Origin of the sequence: Parahoeflea olei (genome assembly GCF_001703635.1) — a bacterium.
Lineage (GTDB): Bacteria > Pseudomonadota > Alphaproteobacteria > Rhizobiales > Rhizobiaceae > Hoeflea > Hoeflea olei.
The window spans coordinates 134,631-148,373 of record NZ_LQZT01000023.1 but is presented as its reverse complement, the minus strand read 5'-3'; the positions used below and the strand labels follow the sequence as shown (position 1 = coordinate 148,373).

15 protein-coding genes are annotated in these 13,743 nt (G+C 67.5%); 4 read left to right on the top strand and 11 right to left on the bottom strand.

What is annotated here, in order from left to right; all coding sequences use genetic code 11:
• Window positions 1-8: 8 nt before the first annotated feature.
• From AWJ14_RS13610 to AWJ14_RS13595, 4 genes are read left to right on the top strand one after another with little or no spacing between them, the layout of a single operon-like run.
• Window positions 9-704, top strand: coding sequence for a MotA/TolQ/ExbB proton channel family protein (locus AWJ14_RS13610; protein WP_066180111.1), 696 nt, complete (start codon window positions 9-11; stop codon window positions 702-704).
• Window positions 694-1,080: an ExbD/TolR family protein gene (locus AWJ14_RS13605; RefSeq protein WP_066180109.1), complete on the top strand. Its 387-nt coding sequence runs from the start codon at window positions 694-696 to the stop codon at window positions 1,078-1,080. Before AWJ14_RS13610 ends, AWJ14_RS13605 begins: the two co-directional genes overlap by 11 nt.
• Window positions 1,077-1,484: an ExbD/TolR family protein gene (locus tag AWJ14_RS13600; protein ID WP_066180107.1), complete on the top strand. Its 408-nt coding sequence runs from the start codon at window positions 1,077-1,079 to the stop codon at window positions 1,482-1,484. Before AWJ14_RS13605 ends, AWJ14_RS13600 begins: the two co-directional genes overlap by 4 nt.
• Window positions 1,481-2,449: a TonB family protein gene (locus AWJ14_RS13595; protein WP_066180105.1), complete on the top strand. Its 969-nt coding sequence runs from the start codon at window positions 1,481-1,483 to the stop codon at window positions 2,447-2,449. The genes AWJ14_RS13600 and AWJ14_RS13595 overlap by 4 nt, the downstream gene beginning before the upstream one ends.
• A gap of 56 nt (window positions 2,450-2,505) precedes the next feature.
• Here AWJ14_RS13595 and AWJ14_RS13590 read toward each other — a convergent pair whose 3' ends face one another.
• The 11 genes from AWJ14_RS13590 to AWJ14_RS13540 form a co-directional block, all read right to left on the bottom strand.
• A complete protein-coding gene (locus tag AWJ14_RS13590; RefSeq protein WP_066180103.1) occupies window positions 2,506-3,579 on the bottom strand; it encodes an ABC transporter ATP-binding protein in 1,074 nt (357 codons plus the stop codon).
• A 54-nt stretch (window positions 3,580-3,633) separates the two neighbouring features.
• Window positions 3,634-4,317 (bottom strand): GntR family transcriptional regulator, encoded by a 684-nt coding sequence (locus AWJ14_RS13585; protein WP_066180101.1) that lies wholly within the window; start codon window positions 4,315-4,317, stop codon window positions 3,634-3,636.
• A gap of 40 nt (window positions 4,318-4,357) precedes the next feature.
• Window positions 4,358-5,221 carry a carbohydrate ABC transporter permease gene (locus AWJ14_RS13580; RefSeq protein ID WP_066180099.1) on the bottom strand — a complete coding sequence of 288 codons (864 nt, stop codon included), beginning with the start codon at window positions 5,219-5,221 and terminating at the stop codon, window positions 4,358-4,360.
• On the bottom strand, window positions 5,218-6,168 hold the full coding sequence (locus tag AWJ14_RS13575; protein WP_245304278.1) for a carbohydrate ABC transporter permease: 951 nt from the start codon (window positions 6,166-6,168) through the stop codon (window positions 5,218-5,220). Before AWJ14_RS13575 ends, AWJ14_RS13580 begins: the two co-directional genes overlap by 4 nt.
• Window positions 6,169-6,183: 15 nt before the next feature.
• Window positions 6,184-6,639 (bottom strand): hypothetical protein, encoded by a 456-nt coding sequence (locus tag AWJ14_RS13570; RefSeq protein ID WP_066180624.1) that lies wholly within the window; start codon window positions 6,637-6,639, stop codon window positions 6,184-6,186.
• A gap of 7 nt (window positions 6,640-6,646) precedes the next feature.
• The gene (locus tag AWJ14_RS13565) at window positions 6,647-8,245 is read right to left on the bottom strand and encodes a GMC family oxidoreductase (protein ID WP_066180097.1); all 1,599 of its coding nucleotides are present in this window, start codon (window positions 8,243-8,245) and stop codon (window positions 6,647-6,649) included.
• 43 nt (window positions 8,246-8,288) lie between these two features.
• Window positions 8,289-9,515 (bottom strand): mandelate racemase/muconate lactonizing enzyme family protein, encoded by a 1,227-nt coding sequence (locus tag AWJ14_RS13560; RefSeq protein WP_066180621.1) that lies wholly within the window; start codon window positions 9,513-9,515, stop codon window positions 8,289-8,291.
• 214 nt (window positions 9,516-9,729) lie between these two features.
• Window positions 9,730-11,085, bottom strand: coding sequence for an ABC transporter substrate-binding protein (locus AWJ14_RS13555; protein WP_245304277.1), 1,356 nt, complete (start codon window positions 11,083-11,085; stop codon window positions 9,730-9,732).
• Between the two features lie 300 nt (window positions 11,086-11,385).
• Entirely contained in the window at window positions 11,386-12,444 is a 1,059-nt protein-coding gene (locus AWJ14_RS13550; protein ID WP_066180094.1) for an AI-2E family transporter, read from the bottom strand.
• 63 nt (window positions 12,445-12,507) lie between these two features.
• Entirely contained in the window at window positions 12,508-12,897 is a 390-nt protein-coding gene (locus AWJ14_RS13545; protein ID WP_139112650.1) for a hypothetical protein, read from the bottom strand.
• A 57-nt stretch (window positions 12,898-12,954) separates the two neighbouring features.
• The gene (locus AWJ14_RS13540) at window positions 12,955-13,698 is read right to left on the bottom strand and encodes a PRC-barrel domain-containing protein (protein ID WP_066180092.1); all 744 of its coding nucleotides are present in this window, start codon (window positions 13,696-13,698) and stop codon (window positions 12,955-12,957) included.
• Window positions 13,699-13,743 lie beyond the last annotated feature (45 nt).

The window sequence follows — 13,743 nt, the reverse complement described above, 5'->3', positions numbered from 1 at the left end:
GCCACCCGATGCCCATCCCCGACTCCTTCGTTTCGCGTCTCGGCTCCCTCCTCGATCTCGGCGGGCCGGTGGTGGCAATCCTCATGGTCGGATCGGTGCTGAGCCTGGCGGTGATCATGGTGAAGGTGTTCCAGTTCACGCGCGGGGGCGTGGGCTCGCGCGGCCGGTCGGAGCAGGCGGTGCGGCTGTTTGCCGAAGGACGCGCCCGCGAGGCCTACGAGCTTGCCGCACGGGGCCGCAACCCCGCCGCGGAAGCCGTGGCGCAGGCGATCTCGCTGGTCAGCGCCAGGCGGCTCGACAAGCCGGCGATCGAGGAACAGGTGGCGCGGCTCGCCACCGAGCGGCTGCACGATCTTCAGTCGGGCCTGCGCTTTCTCGACGCGGTGGCCCAGCTGGCGCCGCTGCTCGGCCTGTTCGGCACCGTGCTCGGCATGATTGACGCGTTCAAGGAACTTCAGTCGGCCGGCAATGCTGTCGATCCCTCGGTGCTCGCCGGCGGCATCTGGGTGGCGCTGCTGACCACCGCGGCCGGCCTCGCCGTCGCCATGCCGGTGTCGATGATCCTGACCTGGTTCGAGACCCGCATCGAGCATGAGCGCATCGCCATCCAGACGCTGACCACCGACATTCTCTCGGGCTCCGCGCCGCACACGCCGTCCGCACGCGACCAGGCTCTCTCCGGGGAGGCCCTGCTTGCACATTGAGGCTCCCATCCGGAAGCGGTCGAGGCTGTCGCTCACGCCGTTGATCGACGTGATCTTCCTGCTGCTGCTGTTCTTCATGCTGTCGTCGACCTTCTCCCGCTATGCCGAAATCGGAGTCGCGGGCGGCGGCGGGACGAGCACGGCGCAGGGCAAGCCGGACGTCATCCTTTCGGTCGGGCGCGACGAGGTCCGGCTCAACGGCACCTCCACCCTGCCCGAAGAGATCGAAACCAGGCTCGGCGAGCTGAAGGAGGCCGGCGCGGCGCATGTGCTGGTGGTGGTCGAAGCCGACGCCGCCTCGCAGGATTTCGTCACGGCCATGGCCGAGGCCCGCAAGTCACAGATGACGCTCACGGTCGCGAGGCGGAAGAAATGATGCGGATCGCACCTGCCCGGCCCTCGCGCAAGCCGGAAAACACCGTGGCGCTGATCAATGTCGTGTTCCTGATGCTGATCTTCTTCCTGGCCGCCGGCACGTTGGCGCCCGCGCCCGACAGGGACGTCGATTTCATCACGCTTGCGGCCACCGATCCGGCGGCGCCGCCGGACATGCTGTTCGTGCGCGCCGACGGGACGCTCACCTGGCGCGGCGAGCCGATGGCGGTCGAGGAGCATGTCGCGCGCTGGCAGGGACTGCAGGACGAGGCCGCGCCGCCGCGGCCGCTCCGGATTGCCGCAGACCGCACGCTGCCGGCGCTCGACCTGCTCGACAGCCTGGACGCCTTGCGCAAGGCCGGCGTCGACGAGATTGTCCTGATCGCGGAGCGGCGCCCGGAATGAAACTGACCCGACCCAAACTCGTGACAGCGGTCACGCTTTCGCTGGTGGCCCATGTGGCGACCGCCGCGATCTTCATGCCGCCGGAGCCCGAGGTGCAGATCGCCGGCGGCGCGGAGATGAGCGAACTCGTCATCGGCACCGCCTTCGAGGACAGCCTGATGGCGGGCGATCCGGAGACGGTGATCAAGTCGACCGAGGCCCCGAGCGAACTCCAGCCGGTCGAAGACACGCTGACCGCCGTCGAGACCCCGCCGGCCGAGGCCCTGACGCCCGCGACCGAGGAGACCCCCGACCTCGCCCGGCCGGACCCTGTCGCGGAGTTGGCGCCGACGCCCGAGGCGACGACCGCCCCGTCGCTGGTCGCCGCCCTGCCGGCGGCCTCGGAGGACCTTGCGGCGCTGCCAGAGCCAAGCGAGATCGAGCCGGTCGATGATCCCGAACCGGAACTCGCCCTGCCCGAGATCGTGCCGGTGCCGGTGCCCCGCCCCGCACCGCCGAAGACCGAGACCGCCAAGGTGGAGAAACCGGCGCCGAAGAAGACCGAGACGCCAAAGCCGGAGCCCAAGAGCCCGAGCAGGAAGGCCGCGAAGGCCGGCGACGGCGGCAAGCAGGCCGTGACCGCAAGCCGTGCTGCGAGCGGATCGGCAGACGCCACGCGCACCACCGCCGCCGGCAATGCGGCGGTGTCCAATTACCCCGGCAAGGTCGCCTCCAAGCTTCGCCGGTCGCTGCGCTATCCGAACGAAGCCAAGCGCCGGGGCGTGCGCGGCGATGTCGTGGTGTCCTTCGTCGTCAGCGCCAATGGCGGCGTCAGCGGCATCCGCATCGCGCGCAGTTCAGGCTCGCCGGTGCTCGACGGCGCCGCGGCCGATGCCGTGCGCCGCGCAGCGCCGTTCCCGCAGATCCCGTCGAACGCGGGGCGGTCGACCTGGCCGTTCTCCGTGCCGCTCAGGTTCACACGCTAATCCGCCCGGCCCGCCGGACGCGGAACGGCCCGCCTGGCCCGGCCCCCCACGCCGGGTCAGGCGACGTCTTCCATCTCGGCCAGCGCCGGCACCGGCGCGGCATCGAAGAAATGGATCAGCTCCGGCTCGACACCCAGATGGATGGCCTCGCCGGGCCTGGTCGCGGTGCGGCCGCGGATCAGCACGCGGATGCTACGCCCGGCGAGCCGGGCGGTGATCTGCGTTTCCGAGCCGGTCGGCTCGACCACCGAAACCGTTGCCGGCCACCCGCTCTGTTCGAGCGTGAAATGCTCGGGGCGCACGCCGATGGTGCCATGCCTGCGCCCCTTCGGATCGGGCACCGGCAGCTTGAGCCGGGTGCCGTCAGCGAGCGCAAACGTGGTGGGGTCGACGAAATCGCCTTCGAAGAAATTCATCGGCGGCGAGCCGATGAAGGCGGCCACGAACAGGCTTGCCGGACGATCGTAGAGGTCGAGCGGCGCGCCCACCTGCTCAATCACGCCGCCATTCATCACCACCACCCGGTCGGCGAGCGTCATCGCCTCGATCTGGTCGTGGGTGACGTAGATCGTCGTGGTCTTGAGCCGCTGGTGCAGTTCCTTGATCTCGGAGCGCATCTGCACGCGGAGCTTGGCATCAAGGTTCGAGAGCGGCTCGTCGAACAGGAACACGTTGGGATTGCGCACGATCGCCCGGCCCATGGCGACGCGCTGGCGCTGGCCGCCGGAGAGTTGGCGCGGCTTGCGGTCGAGCAACGGCTCGAGCCCGAGGATGCGCGCAGCCTCCTCGACCCGCTCCGTGATCTCGCGTTTGGACACCCGGCGCTGGCGCAGTGCGAAGCCCATGTTGTCGCGCACGTTCTTGTGCGGGTAGAGCGCGTAGTTCTGGAACACCATGGCGATGTCGCGGTCCTTGGGGGCGACGTCGTTGACCACCCGGTCGCCGATCACGATCTCGCCGGCCGTGATGTCCTCGAGCCCGGCGATCATCCTGAGAAGGGTCGATTTTCCGCATCCCGACGGGCCGACAAGGGCGACGAACTCGCCATCCTCGATATCGATCGAGACGCCGTGAAGCACCTCGAACGTGCCGAAGGACTTGCGCACGTCGCGGATTTGCACTGTACCCATTGAGAACTCCTCCCGTTGATCGCCCGGCCTTGGGGCCGGAGCTGCGGCCGGCCGTCAGGCCGCCCCTGGATTTGCTGCATCCGAAGTCCGTCCGATCATCTCGATCAGGAAGTCTCCGGTGTTCTTCTCGTGCTGCTTGACCATCTCGGCAGCCCCCCTGAAATCGCCCGCGCGCAGCATGTCGCGGATGCGCTTGTGCTCTTCGAGAGCATCGCTCAGCCGCCCGTGCTGCGGCGGGATGCCGTGGCGCTGGGCCGACATCTGGCCATGCATGTTCTCGATCAGCCGGTGGCAGCCGGGCGATTGCGGATTGTCGCAGAGCAGTTCGTGGAACTCGTAATTGGTCCTGGCCACCGCGTCGTAATCCTTGCGCTCGAGGGCTGCCGCATAGTCGGCGATGCTGCGGTCGATCTCGTCGAGCCGGGCGGTGTCGAAATTGGCCGCGCCCAATTCGATCGCCAGGCCGCAGACCAGCCCGCGCAGGGCGCTGATCTCGCGGATCTGCTCGGCCTTGAGCCCCTGCACCACGGCGCCGATATGGTTCTGCACCTCGAGCCAGCCTTCCGAGGCGAGCCCGCGGATCGCCTCGCGGATCGGCGTCTCGCTGATGCCGAGCGCGGTCGAGACCTCGCGCGTGGTGATGCGGTCGCCGGGGCCGACGGTGCCGTTCAGGATCATCGCCTGGATGTGACGCCGGGCCAGTTCGGCCTTGGTCATGTAGGTGGTCGGGTTTGCCATCGCTGGGTCCACTCTCGGTTGTGAAGGGCAGGCCTGGCGCCTAGCCCTTCGTCGCTCCCTCTGCCAAGCCCTTAATCAGCCATTTCTGAACCAGAAGTGCAAACACGACGACGGGGATGACGGTGATGGTGCCCACCGCGGTCAGCGCCGCCCAGTTGGCGCCGTTGACCGTGTCCCCGGCAATGCCGGCGATCGCCACCGGAATGGTCGAGGCATGGCGGCTGGTCAGCACCAGCGCGAACAGAAGTTCTTCCCAGGCGAGGATCATCGAGAAGATCAGCGTCGACAACAGGCCCGGCAGCGAGATCGGCACGATGATCTTGAAGAAGGCGCCGTAGCGGGAACAGCCGTCGATCATCGCCGACTCTTCCAGTTCGCGCGGCAGCGCCATGAAGAAGCTGCGCATCAGCCACATCACATAGGGGATCAGGAAGGTGCTGTAGGCGAGGATCAGGGTGATGTGCTTGTCGATCACGCCGAGCTTGCGGGCGACGAGGAACATCGGCACCGCAAGCGCGATCGGCGGCACCCCGCGCGACAACAGGATCAGCAGCCCGAAGGTCGCCGCGCCCCTGAGCCGGATGCGGGCCAGCGCATAGCCTGCCATGGTGCCCACCACGATCGACAGCAGCCCCGCGCCGGTGGCGACGATGACGGTGTTGATCAGCCGTTTGACGATGTCGGCGCGCTGCATGTACTCGGCATAGGCCGCAAGCGTGGGGGTGAAGAGGAATTTCGGCGGGGTGGTGAAGATATCGACCTGGTCCTTGAACGAGGTCAGGATCATCCAGTAGATCGGGAACAGGAAGATCACGCTGACGGCGACGCCGGCGACAATCCTGAGCCGGGTGGCGAGCGCGCCGCGCGAAGACCGGCGCGGGCGGGAAACGGCGAGCGCGGTCAAAACAGCTCCTCCAGTTTGCGGCTGGCGCGCAGGAACAGCCCGGTCAGCACCATCGTCAGCACCAGCACGATCACCGCCATGGCGGCCGATTCGGCAAAGCGCAGCGAGCGGAACGCTTCCTCGTAGATGAACAGGTTGATCACGTTGGTGGCCTTGCCCGGCCCGCCATAGGTGGCGGCGAGCACGATATCGAACATCTTGACCGCGCCGAGCCAGCGGATCACGAAGGTGGCCGCGATCACCGGCACCAGCAGCGGAACTGCGACCGACCAGAGCGTCGACCACCAGTTGGCGCCGTCGATCCGGGCCGCCTCGAACACGTCCTTCGGCAGCGCCAGCAGCGCCGCGGTGGCGATCAGCACGATGAAGGGCGTCCAGCGCCAGGTGTCGATGATGATGATCGAGGCCATGGCAAGGCCGGGATCGCCGAACCAGTCCATCGGCCCCACGCCGATCAGGCCCAGCCAGTAATTCATGATGCCCCAGAGCGGATCGAGGATCATGCGCCACATGCCGCCGGCGACAACGGGGGCGACCACCATCGGGATGATGAACAGCGCCCGGATCACGCCGCGCCCGGCCCATTCGACATTGATGAGATAGGCGATGCCGAAGCCGAGCACGACCTGCAGCGGCAGCGCGAAGGCGAGATAGATCATCGTCACCTTCAGCGATTCCCAGAAGCGGTAGTCGCCGATCACCTCGCGGTAATTGTCCCAGCCCACGAACTCCGCCGCGCCGAAGGTGGCGATGTCGAAGCGCGAGAAACTGATGTCGATGGTGTAGAAGATCGGATAGGCAAGCAGCGTGACCAAGAGCAGGACCGCCGGGAACATGAACGACCAGCGCACCATCAGGTCGGTGGTGCGTCCGCGTCGAGGCGCGGGGCGTTTCGGGTTTTTCACGGGTGCCCTGCGGGCGGCCGTCTTGTCCGTCTCGGTCATCATGCTGCTCCCTCCCTGCTAGCCTGCATCCCGGTAGATCGGGCCACGCGCCCGCACCGGATCGAGCAGGGCGAGATCGCCCTGTGGAACCTCGTAGCCCAGCGGAAACGGCGGGCGCGGCTCCATGCCGATCGCCGTCATCACGCGGTCGTCGCGGTAGTAGCAGCGCGCCACCGCCAGTTCGAGAACGCCCGCCAGCTCCGGGCGCGCGGCGCGGAACGCGGCGAGCCGGGCCGCGCGCGCATCGTCTTCAAGCGCCGCCAGCTCCTCCTGCGCGAGCACCTGCAGCGCTTCCCGCACTTTCTCAACATCGCGGTCGAGCGAGCGCAGGATGTCGGCGAAGATTTCCGGATCGTCCGCGCCGGGCACGCCGTAGGCGTCGCTGGCCGGGATCATGTGCCCCGCCACCAGCCGCAGGGTGTCGCGCTCGGTCTCCGAAAGGGCGGCGTCATGTCCGGTCTGGGTGGTGCTCATGGTCATCTCACTCGAAAAGATCGTAGATCCGGGTCTTGATCTGGTCGGCCACATAGAGCGCGAAGGCCTGGATCGTCGAGGTCGGATTGACGCCGCCGGAGGTCACGAACACGCTGCCGTCGACGATGAACAGGTTCTTGACGTCGTGGCTGCGGCCCCAGGGATTGACCACCGAGGTTTCGGGGTCCGTACCCATGCGCGCGGTGCCGAGCAGATGCCAGCCGGCATAGGGCAGCGGCGCCTTGCTGGTGATGTCGCGCGCGCCTGCGGCTTTGAGGATCTCGATGCCGCGGGCCACCGAATGGTCGAGCATGCGACGCGAATTCTCCGACAGCCGGTAGGTGATCCTGGCGGCCGGAATGCCGTCCGAATCCGTGAGCACCGGATCGAGGGTCACCCGGTTGGTCTCCTCGGGCAGGTCCTCGCAGACAGAGACCATGCCGGCGCTGTGCTCGAACAGACGGCGGAAGGCCGCGTGATGGCCCTCGCCCCAGGGGATCAGCCCGTCGGCCATGCCGTTGATCGCCGCGCGCGCCGGGCCGAGCCCGCGCGAGAACTGGAAGCAGTAGCCGCGCACGAAATCGCGGGCCGGATCGGTCTCGTAGAACTCCATGCTCCAGGTGCAGATCGGCGGGCCGCGATAGCCGTCGAGCGGCTCGTCGAAATGGCCGCGGACCTGCGCATAGGGATGCAGCATTAGGTTCTTGCCGACCAGGCCCGAGGAATTGGCGAGGCCATCGGGGAAGCGGGCGGAGGCGGAGTTGAGCAGGAGCCGCGGCGTGCCGATGCCGTTCGAGGCGAGGATCACGATCTCGGCCGGCTGGAACTGCTCCTTGCCCTCGGCATCGATGTAATGTGCGCCGGTCGCCATTCCGGAGGCATCGGTTTCAATGCGGCTCACGCGGCAGCGGGTGCGCAACTCGACCCGCGCCCGGATCGCCTCGGGCCAGTAGGTCACGTCGGTGCTGCCCTTGGCGCCCTGCGCGCAGCCCGAGCCGCACTGGCCGAGATTGATGCAGGGCGCGCGCCCCTCGTATGTCTCGGTGGCGATCGCCGCATCGGAGGGCCACCAGTGCCAGCCGAGGCTGTTCATGGCGGCTCCCAGCCGCTCGCCGGTGCGGCCCATGGGAATGGGCGGCATCACCGACGGCTTGGGAGGATAGGCCGGGTCGCCGGCAAGGCTCGACACCCCCATCATGCGGTCGTTCATGTCGTAGAACGGCGCGAGCGTGGCATAATCGATCGGCCAGTCGTCGGCGACGCCGTCGAGGCTGCGCACCCGGAAATCGGACGGGTGCAGGCGCGGGAAATGCGCGGCGTAAAACACCGTACCGCCGCCGACGCCGTTGAAATTGGCGATCTTGATCGGCGAGTCGTCGTCATTGACCGGGTAGTCGGCGGCTAGCTTGCGCCGGTTGGGGCTGATCGCCGCATCGCCAAGGGTCCGGGCCTCCCAATCCATCCCTGCGCTCGGCAGCGTCGACGGATTGACCCAGTCCCCCTGCTCCAGGCAGAGGACACGCATGCGGGTGTCGGCGAGGCTCCAGGCCACCGCCGCGCCCGAGGCGCCTGCCCCGATGATGAGGACGTCGACAGGTTCGGTCATTGCACTCTTTCCTGCTCGCGGGATTGCCGGCGCAGCCTCACCGCTACAGCGAAAGCCGCGGGATCGAAACCCGCTTCGGCATGCCGAGCGTGGGCAGCGGCGGATGTTTCGCAAGCGCCGCCTCGATCGGCTCCGTGCCCCAGCCCGGCCGGTCGGGCAGGACCAGATAGCCGTCGCGGATCTCGGGCTCGTGGGTGAAGATCTCGGAATCCCAGGCGATGCGATCGATGTCGATTTCCATGATGCGCATGTTCGGCACGACGGCGCTGAAATGGGCGTTCATCATCGTGCAGAGATGGCCGTAGAAATTGTGGCTCGCGACATTGACCTCATGGGCCTCCGCGGCGGCCGCGATCTTGAGCGACTGCCAGACGCCATTCCAGGGCGTGTCGATGATCGCCACGTCGACGGCCTGCTCGCGGAAGAACGGCAGGAACTGCTGCAGCCCGATCAGCGTCTCGCAGGAGGCGATCGGATGCCGGCTCTTCGAGCGGATATAGGCGAGCGCCTTGGGATCGAGCGTGTCGAGCTCGACCCAGAACAGGTCCAGATCCTCGATCTCGCGCAGCATGCTGACGAAGCCGTCGGTCTTGCCGTTGAAATTGAGGTCGAGCAGGATGTCGATGTCCGGTCCCGCCTCCTCGCGCATGATTTGCAAATGCTTGCGCAGGTCCGTGCGGGTCTTGCGCTCGACATTGCGGCCGGGCTCGTGCGGGCGGCTGAAGCCCGGCGACCAGCCCTCGATGCGATCTTGTTCATCATAGTGGAAGATGTTGGTCTTGAGCGCGGTGAAGCCCTTCTCGCCGACCTCACGGGCGATCTGGCGCACGCCCCCGATGTCGGTGATGCCGGGGGTGAAATGCTCGGTGCGGGTGCGATAGGAGACGCAGTGCGACCAGTAGACCCGGATCCGGTCGCGGACCTTGCCGCCGAGCAGCACGTGGCAGGGCACGTCGAGCGCCTTGGCCTTGATGTCGAGCAGCGCATTCTCGATCGCGCCCAGCGCCTGGCCGACCACACCGCCCGAGCCCGGGCGGGTGACGTTGCGCAGGTCCTCGCGGATGTGCTCATGGGTGAAGGCGCTCTGGCCGATCAGGCGGTGGGCGAGTTCCGCGATGACGGCCGAGACACCGGGCGAGCCGAAATTCTCGTCGTACTCGCTCCAGCCGGTAATGCCGTCCTCGGTGGTGATCTTCAGGAAGAAGTAGTTGCGCCAGGAGTTGCTGCAGGACAGCGTCTTCACCTCACTGACAATCGCTTTCGTCGGCATCATAGTCCCCAATCAAGAACGGGCTTGGTCATTCCGCCCTGGGCGCACCAAGCCTGCGGCACGCGTCATGGATGCGTCGTGCCTGGCCTCGTCGCCGGTTGCACAAGAGTATCAGGGGTCCGGCGCGGCAAGGCCGCGGGGACCGGGGACGCGGGCGGCGGCCGCCCGTGTCCGTTTTGCGCAGGCCCGCCCGCGCTGCCGGCACCGCCCGGGCCTAGTCGAGCACCTTGGCGATCTTTTCGGCGGCGGTGGCGAGCGCCTCCTCGGCCGTTGCCTGCCCGGCGAGCCCGCGGGCGATCTCGTCGGCAAGGACCTGCTGCGCGGCATCGGATTTGGGGCTGCGGATGCGCCACATCTCCCCGCTTGCCGCCGTTTCATAGGCATGCTGCAGGGCCTGGTAGACCGGGCCGAGCCACGGCTCCGCCGGCGTTCCGGTGAGCGTCGACTTGCGCGCCGGGAAGGAGCCCGCCAGCGAGGCGTTGACGCTCTCGCCCTGCTTGGACGTCAGCCACTGCAGGAAGGCCCAGGAGGCCTCGAGCTTCTCGGTCTTGCTGGAGATGCCGGCGATCCAGATGCCGCGATGGGTGCCCGCATGGGCGTCGCCCACGGGCAGGACCTGGATGCCGACCTCGTCGACGGTGAGCGTCGTCGATTTCGGATCGACGGCGGTCGACTTGTAGACGCTGCCCCAGTTGAACAGGTTGGCGACGAGGCCCTGGCGGAAGGCCTGCAGCGAGTCCGAGAAGCCGTGGCCGAGCGCACCGGGCGGCGCGTAATCGAGCAACCGCTTGTGGGTTTCGAGCGACTTGGCGCCGATCTCGTTGGCGAAGGCCGGCGCACCGCTGCCGTCGAGCAGGCTGCCCCCATTGGCGTTGAGGATCGACTGCCAGATCGTCGGCGTCAGCGGTTCGCGCACGAAATAGGTGTCGACCGCCCAGACATCGGCCTTGCCGTCTCCATTGGTGTCGCGCACCAGCTTCTCGGCATCGGCGAAGAATTCGCCCCAGGTCTGCTCAGGCGTCGGCTCGGGCAGGCCGGCGGCCTTGTAGAGCGAGCGGTTGTAGAACCGGAGCAGGACGTTGGAGCGGACCGGCACGGCATATTGCGTGCCCTTCCAGTCTCCGGCGGCCAGCGGCGCGGCGTTGAAATCGTCCCAGTCATAGTCGCTGTCGGTCAGGGCCGCGACCTTCTCGCCCTTGAGATCCGCAAGTGCGCCGATCTCGGCGAGTTGCGGCACCCACGGATCGTCGACGAGAAGGATGTCGTATTCGGGCTGCGGGCTGGTGGCGTCCAGCATCATCTTGGCCAGAAGCTCGGTATAGGGCACGCCGTCGAAGGTGACCTTCACATTGGGGAATTTCTTGTTGAATTCCGGCACCAGCAGCGTCTGCCAGCTATTGGCAAAGGCCTCGTTGGCGATGATGCGGACCTCGACCGGCTCCTCCGCGGTCCCGAGCCCTTCCTGGGCCAGGGCGGGCGCCAGCGGCATCGCCGCCAGAACCAGCGATCCGGCCATTCCGGCAAGCATGCTCCTGCGCCTGGTCAGGCTCCTCTCATGAATACGTGCCACGATAACATCCTCCTTGGTCGTGCTGCACATTCTGCATTCTATAGAATATACAAGCTGACATCTCGGCTTGTCAACTGCCCGGACAGCGCCGCCGCCGACAGCGCCTGGGTCGCGAGACCGTCACGGGGTGTGGCACGCAGGAACGGGACGGAGCGCGACGCGACGGACGCTGCAATCTCGCAAGGGGCATGCGGTGATGTGCGGCGGGCGCTGCACCCATTCCCGATGTCCGGAGATCGCGGATCTGCAAGCGCCGCGGCCGACCGCGAACCTGAGCGGCCGGCGATCAGGCCCGCCGACTCAGGCGAGATCAGCGGGCGGGTCGTCTTCGAGATAGGTCTTCACATAGAGGTCCGAAATCAGCCGCAGGGCGAGCGCCGTCAGCGGTGTGGCCAGCGCCAGCCCGATCAGGCCGAACAGCGAGCCGAACAGGAGCTGCGCGGAAATCACCAGAAGCGGCGGCAGCGCCACGGTGCGCTGCTGCACCAGCGGCGTGATCACATAGCTTTCGAGCAGTTGCACCGCGAGATAGACGCCGACCACCAGGGCCACCACCCGCGCGCCGTCCGGCACCGCCAGCAACACCCCAGGCGCGGCCGCGAGCACCGGGCCGAAATTGGGGATGAAGGCGAGCAGCCCGGCAATCAGCCCGAGCAACAGCGCGAGCGGGACGCCCACGACCCAGAGGCCCAGGCCCGTGAGCACACCGACCACCGACATGGAGATCAGCTTGGCGAGCAGCCATTGCTTGAGCGTGGCGACGGCGCGCGAGAGCATATGGTCCGCCCGCTCCCGGATCGACGGTGCGAACAGGGCCAGAAACCCCCGGCGATAGGTCTGTGGGTCGAGCGCGCCGTAGATGGCGATGAACAAAAGGATGATGGCGTTGCCGAGATAGCCGAAAAGACTGGTGACCGCGTTGGTCGCCGCGGATCGGGAACTCGGCGACCACAGGTCGGTCGCGCCGATGCGCGCGATCAGGTCCTGCGCCCATTGATAGCGCTCGGCTTCCTGGCGCAAGCTGTCGAGCGAACTCGGGACCTGCCGCCACAGCTCGTCGAGCTGGGCCGAGATCGAAGGCGCGAACGCCATGCCCGCCAGCGTGACGCCGACCACCGCGGCGAGCAGAACTGCGGCCACGCCCCAGGCGGCAGGGATGTGCAGGCCCTTGGCCGCCGCCGCCCCGCAGGTCCGAAGCAGGATCGCCAACAGCACACCCGCGAAAATCATCAGCAGCGTGCCCGGCAGCAACAGCAGAAGCAGCGCGAGCACGGCGAAAACGACGCAGACCGACACGCGGCGACGCCCGCCGGGGCTTGCCAGCTCCCAGCCGGTCTTCGGTTTTGTCTCGTGGGTCATGCGTGCCTTTCGTTGCGCCGGCTAGGGCTGTCGTCACCCGCGGAACGGGAGGGGCCGGCGCGGTCAGTCGGATGTCTGCGGCGGCAGATCTTCGGGTTCGATCACCGGTGTGTCGCCGATCGGTGGCGCGGGCGCGGTGAAGTCAGAATCGCCCACCGCCGGCGGCGTAATCACGCCATTGCAGGCGTCGAGCTTGGCGGTCAGGTCGGCATCCGGCGCGGCGTCGGCGCGGGGCTGCGCCTCGCCGCCCTCGAAAGGTTCGGAGGGCGTGCAGTCGACCATCGGCGGGTCTTGCGGCTCCGGCGTCGCCTGCGCCTGCGCGAAGCTCGCACCCGGCGCGAGCGCGAGGCCGGCAGCAAGAAGAAGGACAGCGGCACGCGCGCCCGGCGCACGGCCCTCAGCCGGTTTGGCCGCCGGCCGAAGCATCATCGTCTGGTTGCTTAAGTTCGTCATCGAGAAGTCTCCCTGCTTGCGCCACCCGGGCCGGTTTGCGCCGGCGGTGGCAGCCGGTCACATCCTCGGATAGCCGTAATAGCGGTAAAGCTCGGCCTCGAAACCGCGTTCAAGACCGCTGAGATCGTCGAGCGCCGGCGCATCCTCGATTTCCTCACGGATCTTGGCGAAGCGGACCGCGCGGTCGTTCCAGGACACCGAACTCGCCCATTTCGGATCGAGCACCACCACCCGGCCGGGCAGCCAGTTGCCGGTGTCGATCGCGATCAGCGCCACGCGAAAATTCCCCGGGTCGAGGATCAGGTCGGCAACGGTGCCGATGGCCCCGTCCGACGCCTCGATGCCGTAGCCCAGGATTTCCCTGGCGCTGCGCAGATGGATATGTTCGCCGTCAACCACGGCGTCGGGGTCATGTGCGCCGGCGGGCTGGGCCGGCTTGCGCGGGATCGCCGGCGGCAACACCGCCATGTAGCCGGCGGCGGCATAAAAGGGCTGGCCGGCTGCGACCAGCCACTCGGAGCCGATCACCTCCCCCACCGTCTTCTGGGTGCTGGCGGCCGGCGCCGCCTCGAGATCCGCGCGCGTAAGCGCCGTCGTCATCAGCCGGTTTTCGGGCTCGACCGCGGTGATCCGGTCCGGGGCGATCAGCACCGCATGGGACGAAAACCAGCCGCCGGTGTCGATCACGACATAATCGGTCCGCCAGGTGCGTTCGTCGAGATAGAGATCGCTCAGCCCCCCCAGGTCGGTCTCGCCATTCATCAGGCTCGTGTGTCGCAAGTCGTTGAAAGAGACATACATTGCGCAAACTCCGTGGCTACCGTGTTGAAAGGGCTCTGCCGGTCA